The organism is Ruegeria arenilitoris (genome assembly GCF_013032445.1).
Taxonomy (GTDB): Bacteria; Pseudomonadota; Alphaproteobacteria; order Rhodobacterales; family Rhodobacteraceae; genus Ruegeria; species Ruegeria arenilitoris_F.
Genome location: NZ_WQCA01000011.1, coordinates 1 through 21,678, shown reverse-complemented (window position 1 = coordinate 21,678; position 21,678 = coordinate 1). Strand labels below are relative to the sequence as shown.

Genomic DNA, 21,678 nt, shown 5'->3' with positions numbered 1-21,678 from the left:
GCTGCGCACAACCCTTCGAGGTATCCCATGTCTTCGGCCACCCCACCGACCGGAACCGGGGCGCTCGCCAAACGCGAGGCGCGTCTGGCCTGGGCGCTGCTGGCTCCGACCGTGATCAGCGTGTCGCTTGTTGTGATCCTGCCCCTGCTGGCAATCATCTGGATCAGCTTCAAGCCGTTTACCCTGTCGGACCTGCGCCCTCCTGCGCCGGTTGTCCGCGAAAGCCTGCGCGGATCGGGCGACGATCTGCGGATCGAATACCGTCTGCGCAACTCCAGCCAGGAGATCGCCATCGAAGGCGTGACCCTGAGCGATGTGTTGCCCGACGGAGTAACCGCCGGAGAAGTTGCCGCGCCCTGTGTTTTGGATGGGCATGAGCTGTTCTGCGATTTCGGCACTTTGGAAGGCGGTCAACGGGAACGCATCCGCATCCCGGTCACGTTTGATGGTGACCCCGATGCCTTCGAGGACGTGGTCGAAGGATCGGAACCGCGCGTCACCGGTAGCGGACCGAGCGTTCTGACCAATCTGGAATTCAGCCTCGAAAACTTTGCCCGGGTGTTTGACGGGTCCGAGTTCTGGGGCGTCCTGTGGGTGACCCTGTTCTACACCGTGTTCGGTACCATCGGCGCGCTTGTCATGGGTCTGTTTGCCGCGCTGCTGCTGAACAAAAGCTTCAAGGGGCAAGGCTTCATTCGTGGCCTTTACCTGTTCCCCTATGTCGCGCCGGTGATCGCCGTAGCGTTTACCTGGGTCACGCTGTTCGATCCGTTCTCGGGCTCGGCCAATGCGCTGCTGGTGCAAATGGGCCTGAGCAGCGAGCCGATCAATTTCTTCGGCGAACGCCCCTTGGCCCTGATCATGGTCACCGTGTTCGAGATCTGGCGCTATTTCCCGCTGTCCTTCCTGTTCATCCTTGCGCGCATGCAGTCCATCGATAGCAGCATGTATGAGGCGGCGGATATGGATGGCGCCTCACCATTCCAGAAGTTTTGGCTGCTGAGCATCCCGCAACTGCTGGGCATCCTGTCGGTGCTGTTTCTGCTACGCTTCATTTGGACGTTCAACAAGTTCGACGACATTTTCCTGCTGACCGGCGGCAATGCGGGCACCCGCACGCTGACCGTGAATGTCTATGAACAGGCCTTTGCAGTCTCGAACATCGGGGCGGGCGCGGCGGTGGCCGTGGTGATCCTGATGTGCTTGATCGCCTTCAGCTTTGTCTTCTTCCGTTTCATCAGCCGAGAGGAGGGCCTGTGATGCGCAAAGGGTATATCACCGGCCCCGTTTTGGGCGCGCTGTGGATGTTGGTGATCGCCACCACCATCGCGGTCACCATGTCATTTGCCACGGGCGCAGCGTTTCGCCCGCAGGTGCTGCTGAGCTTGATCTGGGGCGCGGTGGCCGGGCTGATCTATGTCCGCTTTCCCGCGCGGCGTGCTCCTGCCCGTCTGGGTGTAGCGGCCTTACTGGGCCTGTCCTGCCTGACCGGTTTTGGCCCGGTTCTGATCGGATCGGACACCACGCTGCAGGCGGTTCTGATCACCGTGATCGCGGTCGCCGTGGTGATGCATGTCTCAATGGCCGCGATCCTCAAGGAGCTGCCATTTGCAGAACTCACCCGTCACGAATTCGAAGATGCGGTGATCCGTTTCTGCACCGGCTTCGGTTACATCTTCTTTACCGCCATCGTGGTCATCCCCTTCTATGTGATGGTGATGACCAGCCTGAAATCGCAGCAGGCTTTGCTGCAGAACCCGCTGGATTTCTCTGTCGACCTGAGCCAGGGCACGGCGCTGTTCCGCAGCTACACGGAACTGTTCCGGGATTTCAATTTCGGCACCTACCTGTGGACGTCCTTTTACGTTTCGTGCCTGACCGTGTTCATCACCCTGCTGTTCAGCGTGCCCGGAGCCTATGCAGTGGCACGGTTCCGGTTTCAGGGGCAAAAGGCGTTTTCACGCTCGATCCTGCTGATCTACATGGTGCCGATGATCGTCCTGGCGCTGCCGATCTATATTGCGTTCTCGCTGACAGGTCTGCGCAACTCGATCCTTGGCATTGTGATGATATACCCGGTCACCACGATTCCGGTCGCGCTCTATATGCTGCAGGGATACTTCCGCGGCCTGCCGACTGAGGTGGAGGAGGCCGGTCTGATGGACGGCCTGTCGCGTCTGGCCGTGATCTGGAAGATCACCCTGCCGCTCAGCCTGCCAGCGCTGGCGTCGGTGTCGCTCTATGTTTTCATGATCGCGTGGAATGAATTCCTTCTGGCCTTCATGCTGCTGGACGACCCGTCGAAATTTACCCTGACCCGAGGCGTCACGATGCTGAACTCCTCGGAAATACCCCGCCAACACCTTATGGCCGGCGCGGTGATAGCCACCGTTCCGATCATGGCCCTGTTCCTGGGGCTTGAACGTTTCATGACCAAAGGCCTGACAGCAGGCTCGGTCAAAGGATGACTGAAATGAACTACTATACGACGCCGAGTGAATCGGCCCGCAACATCCTGATCGCGAATGATCGGGGCGGCTATACGATCCCGACCAGCGGGCTTTACCCCTATCAATGGAACTGGGATAGCGCAGTTGCGGCGCTGGGTTTTGCCGAGTTCGATATCGACCGCGCCTGGATCGAGCTTGAGACACTATTCTCGGGCCAGTGGGACGACGGAATGGTCCCCCACATCCTGTTCCACAAACCCGATCCCGGGTACTTTCCCGGGCCGGATGTCTGGGGCGGTACCGGGCCGATTGCGTCTTCGGGTGTGACCCAGCCGCCGCTGGCCGCCACCATGGCGCGGCGGGTCTGGGACAAGGACCGCGCGGCGGGTGAGGCGCGCCTTCGCACCCTGTTTCCGGCTATGCTGGCCTGGCACCGCTGGTTCATGGCGTGGCGTCTGGATGAACACGGTGCCGTCTGCACTACCCATCCGTGGGAGGCCGGTCGTGACAACGCGCCGGACTGGGATGGCGCGATGGCGGGGATCGATGCCTCGGACGTGGGCGAATACCAGCGCCGCGACACAAGCCATGTGAACAGCGCCGACCGGCCCACGAAATACGACTATGACCGCTATATCAAACTGGTGCAGATCGGGCGTGAGGTCGGATGGGATCAGCAGAAATTGCTGGACCTCAACCCGTTCCGCGTGGCCGACCCGACCATGAGCTTCACCACCCTGCGCGCCGCCCGCGATTTGCTGGTGATCAGCGAGGAACTAGGGATCGAAGCTGAAGGTTTGAGTGCCGATGTAGCCCTGCTTGAGGACGGTGCGTTGTCGCTGTGGAACGAGTCGCTGGGCGCTTTTGATGCCCGCGATGCGCATACAGGCGAATGGGCCGAAAGTGTCTCTAACGCGAGCTATTTGTGCTGGTATGCGGGCATTCAATCCCCGCAGATGCTGGACCGTGTGAAGATCGTTTTGACCACCGTACCGCATCCGATCCCCAGCTATGATCCGAACATGCCCAAGTTCGATGAACGCCGCTATTGGCGCGGGCCGACCTGGGCCTTCATGAACATGCTAGCGGGCTTTGGTCTTGAGGAAATGGGCCACGGCGTCGAGGCCGAAGCCCTGCGCCTGAAAACCGCGCGTCTGATTGCGGGCCACGGCTTTGCTGAATATTACGACCCGATCACCGGCAGCCCGGCCGGGGGCAATTCATTTACTTGGACAGCCGCCGTCTGGCTGCATTGGGCAGGGAGGAACTGATGGGCAGCATCGAGCTTAAATCCGTCGAGAAATGGTTCGGCGAAGTGCAGGTGATCAAAGGCATCGACCTGCAGATTGAAGAGGGTGAGTTCGTCGTCTTCGTCGGCCCCTCGGGCTGTGGCAAGTCCACGCTGTTGCGGATGATCGGCGGGCTCGAGGATATCTCGCGCGGGTCACTTTTGATCAACGGGAATGACGTCACCGACCACCCACCATCGAAACGCGGGTTGACCATGGTGTTCCAGTCTTATGCGCTCTATCCGCACTTGACGGTGGCCGAGAATATGGGGTTCTCGTTGAAGGTTGCCGGTGTATCCAAGGCTGAGATCGCCGAACGCGTTGGCACTGCTGCCGAGGTGCTGAAGCTGGAACCTTATCTGGAGCGCCGCCCAAAGGATCTGTCCGGCGGCCAACGTCAGCGTGTTGCTATCGGCCGCTCGATCGTGCGTGACCCGACTGCGTTTTTGTTCGATGAGCCGCTGTCCAACCTCGACGCCGCCCTGCGGGTCGAGATGCGGTATGAGATCGCCAAGCTACACCAGAGCCTCAACCGCACAATGATCTACGTGACCCACGATCAGGTCGAAGCGATGACGCTTGCCGACCGCATCGTGGTGCTGGAATTCGGCAAGATCGCGCAAGTTGGCACGCCCCGAGAGCTGTACGAACGCCCCGCCAACCTGTTCGTGGCGCAGTTCATCGGCAGCCCGAAAATGAACGTCCTGCCCTGCACCGTGGCCGGAGATCGCTTCCGCCTTGAAAACGGCGGCAGCGGCCCGTTTGATCGCACCGGCGCGGCCACGATGTTGGGCATCCGCCCGGAACATATCAACGTGGTCGAACCCGGCGCAGGTCACAGCGACGGGCTGGTCGAGGTGGTCGAATACCTCGGCGCCGATATGTTCGTCATCGTTGATTGCGGAACCGAGGAGAAAGTCACTGTCCGCCTTGGTGGCGATACCGAGATCAAGGCTGGTTCAAAGATCGGTCTGCACTTTGCGCCGGAGAAGCTGCAGTTTTTTGATGGCGAAGGGCAAGCGTTGTAAAGTTGAGCGCGGCAGAAAAATTCTGTCGGCTCGTCAGTTCCTCTCGCCACAAATGCCAGTCACAGTTCCATCTTGGGATGTTTGCGTTATCCCAAGGACTCAGTGTTTCGCGTTCAACTCGAACAAGAGGTAGGACAAAACCATAGTCATCGCGAAGGGCCCGAAGAAAAGCACTGCGTTTCTGAAAAGCTCCTGACTTGCGTTTGCATTCCCTTTGTAGCGCAATACCCGCCATACAGATCCGCAACCGCCGGTCAGAATGCTCTCAGAGGGCCTGTCAATGCTGGTGCTGTTCGAGGCGAAAATCAGGCTCGAAAAAGAGGCTAGGAACAGGAAAAACCGAATGAGGGTGGTGACAAACCCAATCAGGATCAGAATGACCAGTAATAGGACTAGGAACCTCACTTGAACTGTGTCTTTCTGATCTGAACTTGTTTGGGTCGCTTGTGCGCGTGACCAATGCGGACATAATCTAAGTCTTTTCGGAGAAACAAAAAAACCCCGCCGGTGGTACGGCGGGGTTTCTTTGATTTCCTGAGTTTCAACCTCAGCCCTTTTTCAGAACCTCACGGCCCAGCAGCTCGGCGATTTGGACCGCGTTCAGGGCAGCACCCTTGCGCAGATTGTCCGAGACGCACCACAGGTTGATGCCGTTCTCAACGGTCGAGTCCTGACGGATACGGCTGATGAACGTGGCAAAGTCGCCCGCGCATTCGACCGGCGAGACGTAGCCGCCAGCTTCGCGCTTGTCGATCACCATGATGCCCGGTGCTTCGCGCAGGATGTCGCGGGCTTCGTCTTCGTCCAGGAATTCCTCGAACTCGATGTTCACGGCCTCGGAATGGCCGACGAAAACCGGTACGCGGACACAGGTGGCCGTGACCTTGATCGACGGGTCGACGATCTTCTTGGTTTCCACAACCATCTTCCACTCTTCCTTGGTCGAGCCGTCTTCCATGAAGACATCGATCTGCGGAATGACGTTGAAGGCGATCTGCTTCTGGAACTTCTTCGGTTCAACTTCGGTGGTCGGGTTGTAGACCGCTTTGGTCTGATCCCACAGCTCGTCCATGCCCTCTTTACCGGCACCCGAAACCGACTGATAGGTCGACACGACAACGCGCTTGATCTTGGCACGGTCATGCAGCGGTTTCAGCGCGACAACCATCTGCGCGGTCGAGCAGTTGGGGTTGGCGATGATGTTCATGTTTTTGTAGTCGTGGATCGCCTCGGGGTTACATTCCGGCACGATCAGCGGAATCTCCGGGTCATAGCGATAGAGCGATGAGTTATCGATCACCACGCAGCCAGCGGCCGCCGCCTTGGGGGCGTAGACCTTGGTTGCGTCCGAGCCGATGGCGAATAGCGCCATGTCCCAACCGGTGAAATCGAAGGTATCGATGTCCTGGGTTGTCAGTGTCTTGTCGCCAAAGCTTACTTCTGTGCCCAGCGAACGACGGCTTGCCAGAACGGCGAGCTCATCGACTGGGAACTGGCGTTCTGCCAGAATGTTCAGCATTTCGCGGCCCACGTTACCCGTGGCGCCGGCGACAACGACGCGATAGCCCATTTCATGTCTCCAAAGTTAAGGACGCGCGTTCATAGCCGCGTTGCAGCAAAGAAAAAAGGGTTTTCAGTTCCAATTTTCAGGATTAACGGCGAATTGATACGGTTCGGTGCGACTTAGGCGGTGTTCAGCAGCGATCTGTAGACTTTTACGATGGCTTCGGCCTCGCCCTCGATTCGAAAATTCTGTTCGACATGCGTTCGGGCCGCTCGCCCCTCAGTCGCCAATTGATCCGGGTCTTCCAGCATTTGGGCAAGCGCATTGGCCAGAGCTGCGGCGTTGTCTTTTTCGATCAGACGACCGGTCTCACCATCTTTGATCTGCGCGCTGAATGCACCGACATCGTGGCAGGCGATGGCAGGCACGCCCGAAGCCATCGCTTCGAGAGGGGTCAGGCCAAAGCCTTCGTGGCGGGCTGGGGCGACGAACAGGTCCAGCGCGCGATAGGTCTCGACGATTTCCTCCCATGGGCGTTCGCCCAAAAACTTCACCCGGTCGGCCAACCCGGCCTGTTTAAGCTTGGCTTCCTGCTCACGCTGGAAGGATTCGAACTCTTTCGTCGCATTGCCGGTAAAAACGATCTTGGCATTCGGAAAGGAGGGCAGCACTTCAATCGCTGCGTCCACCAACAAATCAACACCCTTCTGTGGACGAATACGACCGAAACACCCAATCAGCGTGCCGCCGGGCAACCCCAGCTTGTCACGCAGTGTCTGCTTGTCGTCAGCAGGGTGAAACAGTTCGGTGTTCACGCCGTGCATGATTACTGTCGACGGGTGTTTCAGGAATGAGGCCGCTTGTGGTGTTGTGGCGATCAGTGCATCCATTTTCGAGATCAGCCACTTGGTGAACCCGGAATGATCTCGTTGTGCGGCTGAAGTGAACAGCAACTTCAGGTTCCGGCGCAGGACGTAACGCAGGAACAGGCCCATCAGCATTTCGGTGTTGCGGCGCGCATGCCAGATACGCAGTCGGCGATTGGATAGAAACGGAACTTTGATCAGTCTGATATGGGGCAAATCCTCAGGCAGGCCAGGCCCCGTAGCGACAATACCGATCATCTCTTTCTGGATTGGCAGCAGGCGGATGACCGTTGTCGTGACACCTGACAGGCTGTGTTTCAGGTTTGGCGCGATCACCTCGATTTCCTGCACAGCGCTCTCCACTTTTGATGTCAGTCCACATTGTCCCGGCTGAACATGTAAATCACACAGCCAATGGCAAGCGTGACCGCGAAAAAGCCGAATATCGCTGTGTAGGGCGCGGTTGGGCTGATGTCCACCGTGGCCGCATGGATGCGGCCCGTGACGAATTGCGCGATACCAACGCCGCCGATGCCGAAGAGATTCAGAAGGGTCATGCCACGTCCGACCAGATGTGGCGCCACAAAGGCGCGGCCATGGGCCATGATGACCGGAAAGCTGGCCCCCATGAATCCGATCACAGCCATCAGCACCACCGCCAGCCAGACTGCGTTATCGATCCACAAGCACAGCAGAACCAGCGCCGCCGTGCCCAGCGCATTGCCACCGAAGATCACCCATTTCCGCGTACCCAACATCCGGTCAAGCGGGCCATAGACAAAGGTCCCGGCAATCATCGCGGCCCCCATGATCAGCGTCGCCGTACCGATCTGCGTGGTGCTGAGGGCGAAGATATCGCTCAAGTAAGGCCCGGCCCATAGGCCGCGCGTCGCGGCCGAGGGTGCATAAGCCACCAGCATCAGCGGCAGGATCGCCCACAAAGCGGGCTCTTTCAGCAGATCCAGTACCGATCCCCGGTGCTCGGTCTCAACCCGTTTGGGATCATGCACGGTGATCCAGATGCCCAGCGCAATGGCGCCCGAGAACAGCGCCAGCACCCACATCGTCGCGCGCCAGCCCATCAGCTCGACCGCCAGCGCGGTGGGGTAAGAGGCCACCAGATTGCCAACCGACCCGACGCCCAGCATCACCGCAGCCAGCGTCGCAAACCGCGCAGGCGGGTATTCCCGCGCAAAGATGTAGTACGACGCCATCAGCACCGGAGAGCACCCGACCCCGATCAGCCCCATCGCAATCGCGATATGAAACGGCGTGCTGGCCACGGCGAACAACGCGGCACCGCCCGCGCCGCCGACCAGTAGCAACGCCGCTGCCGTCAGGCGCGGTCCGATCTGATCCAGCGCCCAGCCCACCGGCAGCTGCATCGCCGCAAAGACCAGAAACCAAAGCCCCGAAGCAAAGGCCAGATCCTCGGGTGTGGCGCCGATATCACGACCGAGATCAACGCTCAGCACCGCCAGAAAGGCGCGAAAAAACTGGCTGAGCACATAGCCCAGGCACAAGACCACCAGACCTGCCTTCATGAACTGCCCCTTCCTCCCCAGGTTGCGCGGAAATGCTTGGCACGTCCCGGTGCGCCACACAAGCTTGTGTGCTATACTGTTTTCACCGGACAGCGTTCACATTCGGGCTATCTGTTCCAAGACCCATCACCCCGAGGTGCCGATGAAAGACGCACAGGCCGCCTTTTATGACAGCCTTCCCCGACAGCGGGACTTCACCAGCCTGGCGCAGCCAGCGCGGTTTACGCCTGTGCCCGGTGACTGGGTGCTGGGCGTGGCCGATATCGTCGATTCCACGGGTGAGATCGCGCGGGGCCGCTATAAAACCGTCAACATGGTGGGCGCGGCAGTGATCTCGGCCATGATCAACGCGCTGAAAGGGCAGGAGTTTCCCTATGTCTTTGGTGGCGACGGGGCTGGGTTTGCCGTGCCCGCAAGCGCCGTTGACACTGCTCGAACCGTTTTGGCCGAGTTGCGGCGCTGGGCCGACGAAGAATTCTCGATCACGCTGCGCGGGGCATTGGTGCCGGTGTCCGAAATCCGACTTGCGGGTAAGGACCTGCGGGTCGCGCGCTATGCGCCATCGGACGGGGTGGACTACGCCATGTTCTCGGGCGGCGGGCTGGTCTGGGCCGAAGCGCAGATGAAATCCGGCGCGTTTGAGGTGCCACCCGCCGATCCGGGCGCCTTGCCCGAACTGACCGGTCTGTCCTGCCGTTGGTCCAACAGCAAAGCGCGTCACGGTCAGATTGTCTCGCTTGTAGTCCAGCCGACGCAGAAATCGACCGAGAGCGATTTTGCAGACCTGGCTCGGTCGGTTCTGACGGCCTCGGAACGGTTGGAGCGCGCAGGCCACCCGGTGCCGGAAAGCGGCCCTCCGATCAGCTGGCCACCGCCGGATGTCGAGTTGGACGCCCGAGTCTCGCGCGCGGGGCGCAACCTGCTTGGACAAAGGATAAAGCTGCTGGGGCAAAACCTGCTGATCGCGCTGTTGTTCAAAACCGGCAAACAGCTGGGTGAGTTCGATCCCGGGCATTACAAACACATGGTCAGCCGCAACGCCGATTTTCGCAAGTTCGATGACGGGCTGAAGATGACGCTGGATTGCGATCCGGCTACGCTCAAACAAATCAAGATCATGCTGGAACAGGCGCGCGAACAGGGCAAGGTCCGCTATGGGCTGCACGCACAGGATGAGGCGATGATGACCTGTTTTGTGCCCTCGGCCATGCGGGATGACCATGTTCATTTCGTCGATGGTGCCTCAGGCGGGTATGCACAGGCCGCCGCCGCAATGCAGGGTTAGGGCGTTATTTTGCCTTCCATTGTGCCGCTAGGGCCCGCGCAGCTTGCGCCAGCAGCATCACGTCGATCCCCACTGCCAGAAATTGCGCACCCATCTCAAGATAGGCCTGGTTGGCTTCGTCATTGGTGCCCAAAATGCCGGGCGCTTTGCCTGCCGCATTGATCCGCGTTATGGCATCAGCGATGGTGGCACGGACCTCGGGGGCGGCGCTGTTGCCCTGAAACCCCATATCAGTGGACAGATCCGCCGGGCCGATGAACACGCCGTCGACGCCCTCGACCTGCAAAATATCGTCTAGCGCCGCCATCCCGGCGCGGTTTTCGACCTGCACCAGCAGACAAATCTGCTCATCGGCGGTCTGAATGTAGTCCGTGACCGAGCCATATCCCGTGGCCCGCGCTGCGCCAGCGCCAACCCCGCGCAGCCCTTCAGGCGGATAGCGGCAGGCCCGCACCAGTTCGCGCGCCTGTTCGGCGCTGTTGACCATCGGCACCAGAATGGTTTGTGCGCCGATATCCAGCACCATCTTGATCAGCGCCGTATCGCCCACCGGTACCCGCACCACCGGATGCGACGGGCTGGCCGCCAGTGCCATCAGTTGATCCCGCAGCGAACGGATGTCGTTCGGCGCGTGTTCCCCATCCACAACCAGCCAGTCAAACCCGGCGGTACCCATGATCTCGGCCGCGACGGGTTCGGCAAAGCTGTTCCAGCAGCCAATCACGCGCTTTCCCTTGATTAAAGCCTGTTTGAACGTGTTTGTGGGCGCAGCCATTTGGGAACCTCTAGGTGAGTGAACGGGCAATTTCGGTGATGACATCATAGGCCATGCGGACGTCATCCTCGGTGGTTTCGAACTGACCAGCCTGAAAGCGGATTACCAGATCACCATCGACTCGGGTCTGGGTCAGATAGATGCGGCCATCATCGTTGATTGCATTGATCAGCCGCAGGTTCAGGTCGTCCAGATCCGTGTGCCCATCGGGGGTGTAGCGGAAGGTCCAAAGCGACCACATTGGCGGGGTGACGATCTGGAAATCCGGCTCGGCTGCCAGCCGGTCATGCAGATCGTTAGACCAGTTCACATGGTTGCGCAGCCGGTCGCGCAGCCCCTCCAGCCCATAGGCGCGCAGCACGAACCACAGTTTCAGCGCCCGGAACCGGCGGCCCAGAGGAACCGACCATTCCGAATAATTGATGATCCCGTCCTTGCCATGCGTCTTGAGGTATTCCGGGCTGATTGCCAGTGTCTGTACCAGATCGTCGGGGTTTTTCAGGAAATGCGCGCAGCAGTCGAACTGCACGCCCAGCCACTTATGCGGGTTGAACACGATGCTGTCAGCCTGCGCGATCCCGGGCCAATAGTGGCGGTATTCCGGACAGATCATCGCCGACCCGGCCCAGGCCGCGTCTACATGCGAATAAAGCCCGTACTTCTGCGCGATCTTCAGACATTCATCCACCGGATCGGTTGCCCCGGTGCCGGTCCCGCCGACACAGAGAATGACGCCCGCAGGTTGCAAACCAGAGTCTAAATCGGCCTGAATCGCCGTTTCCAGCGCCGCGGGGTCCATGCCGCGCCAGTCGCCTTTGATCGGGATACGCACCAGATTGTCCTGTCCGATCCCGGCCACCCAGATGGCGCGATCCACCGAGGTGTGCACCTCGGCCGAGCAATAGACGCGCAGCGGTTTCTGCCCGAACAATCCCTGCTGGTTGCCCTGCCAGTTCAACGCCTTTTCCCGCATGGTCAGAACTGCGGCCAGCGTTGCTGAGGAAGCAGAGTCCTGTATGACGCCGGCAAACCCCTCGGATAGGTCCAGCGCTTGACGCAGCCAGTCCATCATCCGCGTCTCCATTTCGGTCGCGGCGGGCGAGGTCTGCCACAACATGCATTGCGGCGCGATGGCGCTGGTCAGGAACTCTGCCAGAACCGATGGGGGTGACGTGTTGGCATTGAAATAGGCGAAAAATCGGGGGTGTTGCCAATGGGTGATCCCCGGCATCACGATATCTTCAAAGTCGCGGAAGATGTCCTCCATCGCCTGCGCCTGCTCCGGCGGTTGAGCGGGCAGGGCGTTCAGAATCTCACCCGGTTCGGTCCGGGCGCGCACGGGTTTGTCCCCTACAGTCAAGTGGTAGTCCTGCGCCCATTCGGAAATTTTTTTACCCCATTCGGTGAACTCATCCCACTTCATGCCAAACCTCGGATATCTGTCAGACCCGGATTTGCCCCAGGCTGAATTTCTTCATTGTGCCAGTCATGGCTATTTAGCGCCAAGGGTCAATATTAATTGCTATGTTTACTAAATTTAGATTGCATTGACTCAATGCACGTCAACTCGAAAGACTCTAATAAAGGCGAATGGTAACATTACAACGAGGAAAAGATTGGCCCGTTGCAGTATCGCGTGAATTCGGTGAAAATTCCTTATGACCAATGAAGTACCATTGACGTCACGTTCATTGCCCATTGCACTCCTGCGGGCCAGAGAACGGGTCATGGGGCCTATTCGCAAGATGCTGGCGGATGTCGGCGTAACCGAACAGCAATGGCGCGTGCTGCGCGTTCTGGATGAAGAAGGCCCGCAAGAGCCGACCCATCTTGCTGACCGCGCGTGCCTGCTGTTGCCCAGCCTTACCCGCATTCTGCAAAAGCTCGAAGCAAAGGGGCTGATCCTCAGGGAAACCCACCCCGGCGACAAACGCCGTCAGATCGTCGACATCTCAGCCAACGGGAAGCAGATTATTCGCGACAATATTCAGGTCACCATTCATATGGCCGAGGATTTGCGCGCCAAGTTGGGTCCGGAACGCCATGAGGCTTTGCTGGACCTGCTCAATGAATTGCGTGATCTGGAAACGTGACACCTGACGCACGAACCCCGCCGGAGATAGGCATTTTCTCCGGCGGGGCGGCCAGACGTGTACTGGATTGATTGCCTGGCCCGAGGCCGGTTGCGTCGAAGAGGTCCCGACGGTCCAGCCTGCGATTCAGAGAACACGCCGGACTGAATAAACCGACTATGTGGCGCAAAGACTCAGGGGGTGTGGTCTTTCGCCGTAGTTCTCTGAAGTATTCGCATCCAATACATCCGCGCGGTTCGCAGATGAATGGGATGTCTTGACGTCAGACGGGTTTTATTCCCCCGCCGTACCTGTGAGCGGCGGCCAAAGCGCGGCACCCCGATGTGCCGAACCTCTCGCTTTGCCATTCCTCAACTTAGCATTGTTTCTGTGATTTCCAAGACACAGCACCCGGATTGTGATCAGACATGGGTCGGATTCTTACGGTCCCAAGACTGACTTGCAGCCCGTTAGCAGTTATGTGCAAGGCGGGTGTCTTGCCCTGTCAGATCGCTGCATTAAGATGCGCGATACTTGAATTTAAAGGGGTCGGTATGCGAGACACTCTGTTTACTCTTCCCGAACAGATTGCCATTCCGGTTCAGGGGCAGCAGGCGGCTTATCCAGTAGGCCGGATTTTCTGTGTCGGCCGAAACTATGCGGCACACGCAGCCGAGATGGGGCACGAAGTCGATCGCGAAGCGCCGTTCTATTTTACCAAATCCGCCCCAAATGCGGTATTGACCGGGGCAACCGTGCGCTACCTGCCGGGAACCGAAGACTTCCACCACGAGATGGAGCTTGCCGTCGCCATCGGCAAACCCGTCTTCCGCGCCACCAGCGCACAGGCCTGGGATGCAGTTTACGCTTATGGTTGTGCGCTCGACATGACTCGCCGAGACTTGCAAATTCGCGAGCGCAACAAGCAGCGTCCTTGGGATCTGGGCAAGGACCTTGAGGCCGGTGCAGTGTTTGCACCATTGACCCTAGCTGCGGATTGGTCGCCACGGGACGACACCCGCATTCAACTGAGCGTGAATGGTGAAATCCGTCAGGATGCCACGTTGAGTGAGCTGATCTGGAAGATCGACGAAATCATCAGCTATCTGTCCGGCTATTACCATCTGCGACCCGGAGACCTGATCCTGACCGGCACGCCCGCCGGTGTTGGCCCGGTGCAGGCCGGTGATGTGATCGAGGGCGGCATTGATGGGCTGCAGCCGGTCATTTTCACGTTGGCGGGTGCGGAATAGACCCTATTTAAAGGTTTTCAGCCAGTCTTTGGCGAATTCCACATCGTCCAGCCCGGCAAAACGCCGGACCCGATCCAGTTCCGATTGCAGCCTCCGGGTGCGGGCATCTGACCAGCGAACGGATCGCTCCGGCCACAACGCGCTAACCAGCAGGACACCTCGGTCCCGCTGGGCCTTCATGTCGATACGACCGACCATTTTGTCGCCTTCCAGTAGCGGAAAAACGTAATAACCATAGGTCCGCTTGGCGGCGGGAACAAACACCTCAATCCGATAGTGAAACCCGAAGAGCCGCTCGGCTCGGTTACGGTCGCGCAGCATTGGATCGAACGGGCTAAGCACCCGGATACGGCCCGGCGGAACGGGCGTGTCAGCTCTGCTCAACCCTGGGCGGGCCAACTGTTTCCGCACCTGCCCATTGGCACAGGTGACTTCGATTTCCTCCAAAAATCCCTGTGTTAGACCCTTTTCGCACCAGTTTTTCGCCTCGGTCACGCTGACCGTGTCCCAGAAGGCGGCTAATTCTCCCGATGTCGCAAATCCCAACCGGTCCAATGCGGAGTTGCACAGCCAATCCACGGTTGCCTGAGCGTCGCAGGCCATGTTGCCCGGGCACAGATGTGTGTCGATCACTCGTTCGGTCAGATCGTAGCGTTTTTGAAACCCGTTGCGGCCAATTACCGTCAACGCACCGGACCGCCACAGAAACTCCAGCGCGGTTTTGGACGGATGCCAGTCCCACCACCCGCCGGACCCTTTCTTTTCGTCCTTGCCCACATCCGAGGACGATACCGGCCCGTGGTCGCGGATATGCTGCAGAACGGTGGCGAATTGCTGTTCGAACCCGTCCCGACGCCAGTTTTTCCAGCGGGATTTCAGCAGCGTTTCGTCCCGTTGAAACCTCAGATGCCAATGGGGATAGAACTCCATCGGAATGACCGCGGCGTCATGGGTCCAGTGCTCGAACAGCGCCTTGTCGCGCTCATAGAGGTGTTTGAGATTATTCGCGCGATAGGATGGTCGCCGCGAAAACAGGATCATGTCATGAGCACGTGCGACCGTGTTGATGCTGTCCAGCTGCACAAAACCCAGCCGGTGGATCAGATCCAGCAGGTCAGCCCCTTTGGCCCCGCCCGAAGGCTGTTCGGCCAGCGCATGACGGTCCATGAACAGCGCACGGGCCACCTTGTTGTCTAGCCGTTGCAGCGCCACGGCGTCAGCGCCGTTTCAGCGTATCGCCATAGCTGATCTTGGGGGTCAGGGTCACGCGGGTGTCGAATTCGGCCTCCGGCTCGGCCAGTTGTCCGGAGATGATCTCGGCCGCCTTGCGCCCGATTTCCAACCGGCAGGCATCCATCGTGGCCAGCTTACGCGGCAAGCCCTGCAGCAGTTCGACATTGTTGAAACCGGCCAGACCGATCTGCCCCGGCACCTCGATGCCTTGTTCCAACAGATACAGCAAGCCGCCAGCGCCGATCATGTCATTGGAATAATACAGGAAATCCAGCTCGGGCGAACGCTCCAGCATGGCCTGTGTCATCTCGCGCCCCTTGGCCAGGGCCGAACCGCCGGAATAGAACTCCCGATCTTCGATCTCTATCCCGTTCTTGCCCAGAACTTCGGTGAAGCCTTCGAACCGCTTCCGCGCACGGTGGTCCAGCGGCATCTTGGTGCCCATAAAGCCGATATGTTCGTAACCCGCCTTCAGGATTGCCTCGGCCATTTCACGACCGGCGCGCCGGTGCGAAATACCAACCATCGCGTCCACCGGCTTGCCGTCGGTATCCATGATCTCAACCACCGGGATACCCGCCGAATCCAACATGGCGCGCGCCGCTTCCGTATGCTCAAGCCCTGCGATGATTACGCCTGAAGGCCGCCATGAAAGCATCTCGTACAGGACTTTTTCTTCCTTCTCAGGCAGGTAATCGGTGACGCCGACAACCGGTTGCAGTTCGGTATCTTCCAACACCTGATTGATGCCGGTCAGAACCTCGGGGAACACCATGTTCGACAACGACGGGATGATCACCGCAACCAGATTGACCCGGCTTGACGCCAAAGCGCCAGCGATCTTGTTGGGCACATACCCCAGCTCTTTCGCGGCGGCCAGAACACGGGTGCGTGTGGCGTCAGACACGTCGCCTCGGTTTCTTAGCACCCGGCTCACTGTCATCTCGGAAACTCCCGAAGCCTCAGACACGTCGCGAAGGGTAAGCGGGCGTTTTGTTTCTGTTGTCACGGAGGGCACCTGCGCTGTTGTTTTGCCCGATGGTAGCGTGAACACGACGTGTTTTACAACTGTTGTGCAAAACTCATGACATCCCAAAAAAACCGCGTTACAGAGGACCTTGCGCGGCCCCGTGGCTCAACTGGATAGAGCAGCCCCCTCCTAAGGGGCAGGTTGCAGGTTCGAATCCTGCCGGGGTCGCCAGACTAATCTAACAAAGTATTTTCTTTCAATGCCTTAGATGCTTCCTGTACCCCGATAGGTGACACATGTCGAAGAAGTGTCTCAGATGACCCTGTGTGGGTTACAGGCAAACTTTTCATTCGCCAGAGTCAGAGCGAACTCGCGCCTTCAATATATAGGATTAAAGCTTCGGAAATAATAATAGCCGCAACCATTCCTGACGTCTCAGCCGCCGAGCAAGGTCTTCCGCTGCGAGGCCAATTACCGCTATGGACTTGTTGCGGATACTTGATCCGGGTTCATGATCGCTAGTAATGCCGGACACAGCGGTCATTTGTCGAAAACAGTCTTGTCAAAATGCAGCAAAAGACCGAGCCGACAGGCTTCCCTAGAAAAGGAGTTTCGTTGACGTTCAGCAAAGGCCAAGTCCTACTCCCGAAACCAATCTTCTAGGTTTAAAAACAAACAGTTAAAGCCCAAAAGGGAGCATTCTGCGTTTGGGCTTCAATACTACAGCGGTGTTGTGCCGGAAGCTGCCTTGGAAGGGCCAAGTGCAACACTTACGACATAGTAACTTAGAAACAGGAAGCCGAAAAATTTAGTAAAAATTTAATTAAAACAAGTATTTAAGGCAAAATTTTACCACACGGCGCACACGGCTGAGGCGTCGCAGCTTTCTAGTTTTGATCCAGACCAACTCTGGAACTGGAGAACTGACTGTGCCAAGCCTGATCGATACTTTAGTCAAAGCGTCACTGCATGCCAAAAACCCTTTTAATGGCAGAGCCTCCCGGTTCGTTTCAGCTTTCCTGGCTGCGGCGGTGATGATTTCTACCCTGAGTGCACCTTCAGGTGTTGAGGCGCAGCAGTTGTTGGTCGTGGGCAGTGACCGTGGCGGATATTTGCATGACCGATTGGCAGAACTTGAAAACCTTAAGGTCCACGGTATCAAGGTCGAGATACGTGGGCGCGTCTGCTATTCAACATGCACGATGTTTCTCGGGCTACCCGAAACCTGCGTGGATCCGAATACGACCTTTGGATTTCACGGTCCGTCGCGTGGCGGTCGCAAACTCGCGCCCGAGGATTTCGAGTATTTCAGCAAAGTCATGGCTGACTACTATCCGGAGCCACTGAAATCGTGGTTCATGAACACGGCGCGTAAACGCATCAACGGAGTCCACAAAGTCAAAGGTAGCGAACTCATACGTATGGGCGTACCAGCTTGTCGAGCCGCCTGACGTCGAACTTGCCCACAGGCCAGAGCGCAGGTATCTATTTTCAAGCCGAGAACCAACGTCGGATTTTCGTGGTGGGAACTGACGTGACCACAAGTCAGGAGACCAGCGCTTCGTGCTGACATCGCTTTTCCAACGGTTTATGCGTCGTGGCGACTTCTTGCCACCGAACCCAGACGTTCCACTTTGCGTGATCGGAGATGTGCACGGTTGCCTCGTGCAGCTTGAAAAGCTGTTGTCTGAGGTACCACAGGGCCACCGGATCATTTTGGTGGGTGACTACGTCGATCGCGGAGAGCACAGCGCCGAGGTCCTGCGCCTGATCAGTGCTCGTTCAGACCTGACTTGTCTGATGGGGAACCACGAAGAAATGCTGCTTCGATTTCTGAAGGATCCCACGGGGCAGGGCCTGCGTTGGTTGCGTTTTGGTGGATTGCAAACTCTGGCCTCATTCGGTGTACACGGGGCGCGCTCTGAGATGAGCAGTGACGAATTGACGGACTGTCGGGACAGGTTGCAAGAAGCGATGGGTGACGCGCTGTGCCAATGGGTTGCGGGTTTGAAGACCTGGGAAATGTCGGGCAACGTCCTTGTTGTTCACGCTGGTGCTGACCCTTACGCTCCGCCCAGAGAGCAGTCGGCCAAGACTCTCATCTGGGGGCATCCATCGTTTCAGTCGAAGACGCGGCGCGACGGTGTCTGGGTTGTGCATGGGCATACGATTGTCGGAACGCCCGGAGCGAAAAAGGGACGAATTGCCATTGATACCGGAGCCTTCGCCACGGGTGTGCTGAGTGCGGTTTGCCTGGACGGAACCGAGCCCAAGTTCTTGTCGGCCTATCCTTGAAGGTCTGACACTTTAGCGATGGTAACAGGTCTTTTTCCGATCGAATCCGCCACTAGCCTTATCTCAGCAAATCGCATTTATTAGGACCAATGAAAGCAGATCGGATTTTGAGCTTATTATGTTGATCACTCCTGTCCTCCTCTGTGGAGGGTCCGGAACACGTCTTTGGCCGTTGTCCCGGAAAAGCTATCCCAAACAATTCGTCCCGTTGGTGGGTGAGGAGACCCTTTTTCAATCCTCGGCACGCCGCCTGTCCGGCGCGACGGGCAACCTGAGTTTTACAGCACCTGTTGTTCTGACGAATTCGGACTTCCGCTTTATCGTTGTTGAGCAATTGCAGGCGGTTGGAATCGACCCCGGCGCTATTCTCATCGAGCCCGAGGGCCGCAATACCGCACCGGCGGTTCTGGCCGCTGCCCTGCGTGCGGTGGCGGAAGATCCGGACGCGGTACTGTTGGTGGCCCCGTCTGATCATGTTGTTCCCGACAAGGCCGCGTTCCACGCTGCCATTGCGTGCGGGTTGGAGGCTGTGGCGCAGGGGCAATTGGTGACCTTCGGGATCACACCAACGCATCCTGAAACCGCTTACGGGTATCTCGAACTGACAAGCGCGGCCAATACTGACGGGTCCCCAGTCCCGCTGAAGAAGTTTGTCGAAAAACCGAACCGAGCCCGCGCGACCGAGATGCTTGCGGCCGGCAACTTCAAGTGGAACGCCGGGATTTTCCTGTTCCGTGCGGCAGATATGATTGCTGCGTTCCGGACCTACGCGCCGGAACTGATGACGCCGGTTGAAGCGGCGGTTGAAACAGCCACGCCGGATTTGGGCTTTCTGCGTCTGAACCCCGAACCTTGGGGTCAGGCTGAAGATATCTCGATTGACTACGCGGTAATGGAAAAAGCAGACAACCTTTCGGTTGTGCCGTTTGACGCCGCCTGGTCCGATCTTGGTGGTTGGGATGCCGTTTGGCGTGAAAGCGGGCCGGATGCCGATGGCGTGGTGATCAGTGGCGATGCGACTGCAATCGAGTGCCAAAACACGCTTTTGCGGTCGGATAGTGACCAGATGGAACTGGTTGGTATCGGTCTGGAAAATATCATTGCAGTGGCGATGAACGATGCGGTGCTGGTGGCGGATTCCTCGCGGGCTCAGGATGTCAAGAAAGCCGTGACCGCGCTGAAGGAAAAAGGTGCGCCGCAGGCTACGGCCTTCCCCAAGGATCACCGGCCCTGGGGCTGGTTCGAAAGCCTTGTGGTGGGCGAGCGCTTTCAGGTGAAACGCATCCATGTCCACCCGGGTGCCTCGCTGAGTTTGCAAAGCCACTTCCACCGATCCGAGCACTGGATCGTAGTTGAAGGCACAGCCCTAGTGAAGATTGACGATCATGAGCAGCTGGTGACCGAGAACCAATCCGTGTACATCCCTCTGGGGGCCGTGCACCGGATGGAAAACCCTGGCCAAGTGCCTATGGTACTGATCGAGGTTCAAACCGGCACCTATTTGGGCGAGGACGATATCGTACGCTACGAGGATATCTACGCACGTGGTCAGGGCGCGAAGGGCTGACCGCAAGCGCAAATTGACCCCCGGCCAGGTTCAATACCAAGGCTTAAAGGACAAGAGGCCTCCGCACGGAGGCCTTTTTGGTGACAGGGCATTCAACAATCCTGAATGGCCCCGATTGCGCGAAATCAAAAAAGCCTATTCTTCGGCACGGTGGTTCCGGGACTCCACGCCCTTGTGGTGATCTAAACGGGAGCGAAACCTGCCGCTTGTTCCCGGGCGGCAGGTCTGCGTTTTGGACCGGGTATACGCACTGTCGAGTTCTTCAGTACTAATCAGCGCCGAACAGGTCTCGGGTGAAGACCTTGTCGCTCACGTCGCGTATGTCGTCCGACAATCGGTTTGCGACGATGAGGTCCGCCATCTGTTTGAACGCGTCCAGGTCTCGGATCACCGGCGAATGAAAGAAGTGATCCTCGCTTAGGGCAGGTTCGTAGACGATGACCTGAATGCCTTTGGCCTTGATCCGTTTCATGATGCCCTGAACCGAACTTTGGCGGAAGTTATCACTGCCTTCTTTCATTACCAGCCGGTAGATCCCGACGATCTTCGGCCCTTTCATCAGGATCTGATCGCTCAGGAAATTCTTGCGGGTGCGATTGGCATCAACGATGGCGCGGATCAGGTTCTGCGGCACGTGGTTGTAATTGGCCAATAGCTGCTTGGTATCCTTGGGCAGGCAGTAACCACCATAGCCGAACGAGGGGTTATTGTAATGCGCGCCGATGCGCGGGTCGAGGCTGACGCCTTCGATGATCTGGCGCGGGTCCATGCCTCCGGCAAGGGAATAGCTGTCCAACTCGTTGAAGAAGGCAACGCGCATGGCAAGATAGGTGTTGGCGAACAGCTTGATCGCCTCGGCCTCGTCAGCATCGGTGAATAGCACCGGCACATCCTTTTCCACCGCCCCTTCCAGCAAAAGATCGGCAAAGGTTTTTGCCCGGTCTGACCGTTCACCGACGATGATACGGCTGGGGTGGAGGTTGTCATAGAGTGCCCGCCCCTCGCGCAGGAACTCGGGCGAGAAGATAACGTTGTCGGTGCCGAACCGTACGCGGGCCTCGGTAATAAACCCCACGGGTATGGTGGATTTGATCACAATGACGGCGTCGGGGTTCAGAGCCGTTACCTGTTCAATCACTGTATCGACCGAACTGGTGTCGAAATAGTTGCTGCGGGGATCGTAATTGGTGGGCGTTGCTACAATGACGAATTCTGCCCCCGCATAGGCGGCTTCGGCGTCAGTCGTGGCAGTCAGGTTCAGGGTGCGGTTAGAAAGAAACTCAGTGATTTCGGCATCCTGAATCGGACTTTGGCGCTGGTTCAGCAAGGCGACGCGTTCTTCGGACACATCCAACGCCACGATTTCGTGGTTTTGTGCCAGCAGCACCGCATTGGACAAGCCCACATAGCCGATACCGGCGACGGCAATCTTCATTGTTTCATTCCTTTTGTAACCAGGGCCCGTATCTCGTGTCGGGATGTTGTAGTTTTGTCAATTCACTGCGGCGTTTATGGGTGTTGTAATGATTGAGGGTGTGATTTGAGAG

General features: G+C 58.2%; 18 protein-coding genes and 1 tRNA gene. 11 read left to right on the top strand and 8 right to left on the bottom strand.

The features are described 5' to 3' along the window. Nucleotides 1-27: 27 nt before the first annotated feature. From GOW98_RS17000 to GOW98_RS16985, 4 genes are read left to right on the top strand one after another with little or no spacing between them, the layout of a single operon-like run. Nucleotides 28-1,260: a carbohydrate ABC transporter permease gene (locus GOW98_RS17000; protein WP_170334169.1), complete on the top strand. Its 1,233-nt coding sequence runs from the start codon at nucleotides 28-30 to the stop codon at nucleotides 1,258-1,260. Further along, nucleotides 1,260-2,468, top strand: coding sequence for a carbohydrate ABC transporter permease (locus tag GOW98_RS16995; protein ID WP_170334167.1), 1,209 nt, complete (start codon nucleotides 1,260-1,262; stop codon nucleotides 2,466-2,468). The genes GOW98_RS17000 and GOW98_RS16995 overlap by 1 nt, the downstream gene beginning before the upstream one ends. Further along, the gene (locus tag GOW98_RS16990) at nucleotides 2,465-3,721 is read left to right on the top strand and encodes an MGH1-like glycoside hydrolase domain-containing protein (protein WP_170334165.1); all 1,257 of its coding nucleotides are present in this window, start codon (nucleotides 2,465-2,467) and stop codon (nucleotides 3,719-3,721) included. The genes GOW98_RS16995 and GOW98_RS16990 overlap by 4 nt, the downstream gene beginning before the upstream one ends. Beyond that, entirely contained in the window at nucleotides 3,721-4,767 is a 1,047-nt protein-coding gene (locus tag GOW98_RS16985) for an ABC transporter ATP-binding protein (RefSeq protein WP_170334163.1), read from the top strand. The genes GOW98_RS16990 and GOW98_RS16985 overlap by 1 nt, the downstream gene beginning before the upstream one ends. Nucleotides 4,768-5,314: 547 nt before the next feature. Here GOW98_RS16985 and GOW98_RS16980 read toward each other — a convergent pair. The 3 genes from GOW98_RS16980 to GOW98_RS16970 form a co-directional block, all read right to left on the bottom strand. Further along, nucleotides 5,315-6,337, bottom strand: coding sequence for an aspartate-semialdehyde dehydrogenase (locus GOW98_RS16980; protein WP_170334161.1), 1,023 nt, complete (start codon nucleotides 6,335-6,337; stop codon nucleotides 5,315-5,317). 113 nt (nucleotides 6,338-6,450) lie between these two features. After that, the gene (locus GOW98_RS16975) at nucleotides 6,451-7,488 is read right to left on the bottom strand and encodes a glycosyltransferase family 4 protein (RefSeq protein ID WP_170334159.1); all 1,038 of its coding nucleotides are present in this window, start codon (nucleotides 7,486-7,488) and stop codon (nucleotides 6,451-6,453) included. Nucleotides 7,489-7,508: 20 nt separating this feature from the next. Continuing rightward, on the bottom strand, nucleotides 7,509-8,681 hold the full coding sequence (locus GOW98_RS16970; protein ID WP_170334158.1) for an MFS transporter: 1,173 nt from the start codon (nucleotides 8,679-8,681) through the stop codon (nucleotides 7,509-7,511). A gap of 142 nt (nucleotides 8,682-8,823) precedes the next feature. Between GOW98_RS16970 and GOW98_RS16965 the strand changes: the two genes are divergently transcribed. Continuing rightward, entirely contained in the window at nucleotides 8,824-9,966 is a 1,143-nt protein-coding gene (locus GOW98_RS16965; protein WP_170334492.1) for a DUF3095 domain-containing protein, read from the top strand. Nucleotides 9,967-9,970: 4 nt separating this feature from the next. Here the strand turns inward: GOW98_RS16965 and GOW98_RS16960 are convergent, their stop codons facing one another. Together GOW98_RS16960 and GOW98_RS16955 are read right to left on the bottom strand one after the other, a co-directional pair. Continuing rightward, complete coding sequence (locus tag GOW98_RS16960) at nucleotides 9,971-10,741, bottom strand: HpcH/HpaI aldolase family protein (protein ID WP_170334156.1); 771 nt, start codon at nucleotides 10,739-10,741, stop codon at nucleotides 9,971-9,973. A 10-nt stretch (nucleotides 10,742-10,751) separates the two neighbouring features. Further along, nucleotides 10,752-12,164 carry a pyridoxal phosphate-dependent decarboxylase family protein gene (locus tag GOW98_RS16955; protein ID WP_170334155.1) on the bottom strand — a complete coding sequence of 471 codons (1,413 nt, stop codon included), beginning with the start codon at nucleotides 12,162-12,164 and terminating at the stop codon, nucleotides 10,752-10,754. Between the two features lie 235 nt (nucleotides 12,165-12,399). Here GOW98_RS16955 and hpaR point away from each other — a divergent pair, with 235 nt between their 5' ends. Both hpaR and GOW98_RS16945 read left to right on the top strand, forming a co-directional pair. Further along, nucleotides 12,400-12,834: a homoprotocatechuate degradation operon regulator HpaR gene (hpaR, locus tag GOW98_RS16950; RefSeq protein ID WP_170334154.1), complete on the top strand. Its 435-nt coding sequence runs from the start codon at nucleotides 12,400-12,402 to the stop codon at nucleotides 12,832-12,834. Between the two features lie 533 nt (nucleotides 12,835-13,367). Next, nucleotides 13,368-14,066, top strand: coding sequence for a fumarylacetoacetate hydrolase family protein (locus GOW98_RS16945; RefSeq protein WP_170334153.1), 699 nt, complete (start codon nucleotides 13,368-13,370; stop codon nucleotides 14,064-14,066). Nucleotides 14,067-14,069: 3 nt separating this feature from the next. Here the strand turns inward: GOW98_RS16945 and GOW98_RS16940 are convergent, their stop codons facing one another. Further along, the gene (locus GOW98_RS16940; protein WP_170334152.1) at nucleotides 14,070-15,278 is read right to left on the bottom strand and encodes a winged helix-turn-helix domain-containing protein; all 1,209 of its coding nucleotides are present in this window, start codon (nucleotides 15,276-15,278) and stop codon (nucleotides 14,070-14,072) included. A 4-nt stretch (nucleotides 15,279-15,282) separates the two neighbouring features. Next, nucleotides 15,283-16,308: a LacI family DNA-binding transcriptional regulator gene (locus GOW98_RS16935; RefSeq protein ID WP_170334151.1), complete on the bottom strand. Its 1,026-nt coding sequence runs from the start codon at nucleotides 16,306-16,308 to the stop codon at nucleotides 15,283-15,285. Between the two features lie 115 nt (nucleotides 16,309-16,423). On the opposite strand from GOW98_RS16935, the gene GOW98_RS16930 reads away from it, so the two are divergent. The 4 genes from GOW98_RS16930 (at nucleotide 16,424) to GOW98_RS16915 (ending at nucleotide 20,131) form a co-directional block, all read left to right on the top strand. Beyond that, a tRNA-Arg gene (locus tag GOW98_RS16930) sits at nucleotides 16,424-16,500 on the top strand. Between the two features lie 698 nt (nucleotides 16,501-17,198). Then, entirely contained in the window at nucleotides 17,199-17,720 is a 522-nt protein-coding gene (locus GOW98_RS16925; protein WP_367646860.1) for a hypothetical protein, read from the top strand. Nucleotides 17,721-17,832: 112 nt separating this feature from the next. Beyond that, nucleotides 17,833-18,564, top strand: coding sequence for a metallophosphoesterase family protein (locus GOW98_RS16920; protein ID WP_367646859.1), 732 nt, complete (start codon nucleotides 17,833-17,835; stop codon nucleotides 18,562-18,564). A gap of 118 nt (nucleotides 18,565-18,682) precedes the next feature. Then, on the top strand, nucleotides 18,683-20,131 hold the full coding sequence (locus tag GOW98_RS16915) for a mannose-1-phosphate guanylyltransferase/mannose-6-phosphate isomerase (RefSeq protein ID WP_170334150.1): 1,449 nt from the start codon (nucleotides 18,683-18,685) through the stop codon (nucleotides 20,129-20,131). 268 nt (nucleotides 20,132-20,399) lie between these two features. On the opposite strand, the gene GOW98_RS16910 is transcribed toward GOW98_RS16915, so the two are convergent. Continuing rightward, entirely contained in the window at nucleotides 20,400-21,566 is a 1,167-nt protein-coding gene (locus GOW98_RS16910; RefSeq protein ID WP_170334149.1) for a nucleotide sugar dehydrogenase, read from the bottom strand. Between the last annotated feature and the right edge of the window lie 112 nt (nucleotides 21,567-21,678).

Excerpts from the sequence above, each read along its gene's own strand:
- GOW98_RS17000 (WP_170334169.1), top strand. The coding sequence starts at position 28 with ATGTCTTCGGCCACCCCACCGACCGGAACCGGGGCGCTCGCCAAACGC.
- GOW98_RS16995 (WP_170334167.1), top strand. The coding sequence starts at position 1,260 with ATGCGCAAAGGGTATATCACCGGCCCCGTTTTGGGCGCGCTGTGGATG.
- GOW98_RS16990 (WP_170334165.1), top strand. The coding sequence starts at position 2,465 with ATGACTGAAATGAACTACTATACGACGCCGAGTGAATCGGCCCGCAAC.
- GOW98_RS16985 (WP_170334163.1), top strand. The coding sequence starts at position 3,721 with ATGGGCAGCATCGAGCTTAAATCCGTCGAGAAATGGTTCGGCGAAGTG.
- GOW98_RS16980 (WP_170334161.1), bottom strand. The coding sequence starts at position 6,337 with ATGGGCTATCGCGTCGTTGTCGCCGGCGCCACGGGTAACGTGGGCCGC.
- GOW98_RS16970 (WP_170334158.1), bottom strand. The coding sequence starts at position 8,681 with ATGAAGGCAGGTCTGGTGGTCTTGTGCCTGGGCTATGTGCTCAGCCAG.
- GOW98_RS16965 (WP_170334492.1), top strand. The coding sequence starts at position 8,824 with ATGAAAGACGCACAGGCCGCCTTTTATGACAGCCTTCCCCGACAGCGG.
- GOW98_RS16960 (WP_170334156.1), bottom strand. The coding sequence starts at position 10,741 with ATGGCTGCGCCCACAAACACGTTCAAACAGGCTTTAATCAAGGGAAAG.
- GOW98_RS16955 (WP_170334155.1), bottom strand. The coding sequence starts at position 12,164 with ATGAAGTGGGATGAGTTCACCGAATGGGGTAAAAAAATTTCCGAATGG.
- hpaR (WP_170334154.1), top strand. The coding sequence starts at position 12,400 with ATGACCAATGAAGTACCATTGACGTCACGTTCATTGCCCATTGCACTC.
- GOW98_RS16945 (WP_170334153.1), top strand. The coding sequence starts at position 13,368 with ATGCGAGACACTCTGTTTACTCTTCCCGAACAGATTGCCATTCCGGTT.
- GOW98_RS16915 (WP_170334150.1), top strand. The coding sequence starts at position 18,683 with ATGTTGATCACTCCTGTCCTCCTCTGTGGAGGGTCCGGAACACGTCTT.
- GOW98_RS16910 (WP_170334149.1), bottom strand. The coding sequence starts at position 21,566 with ATGAAGATTGCCGTCGCCGGTATCGGCTATGTGGGCTTGTCCAATGCG.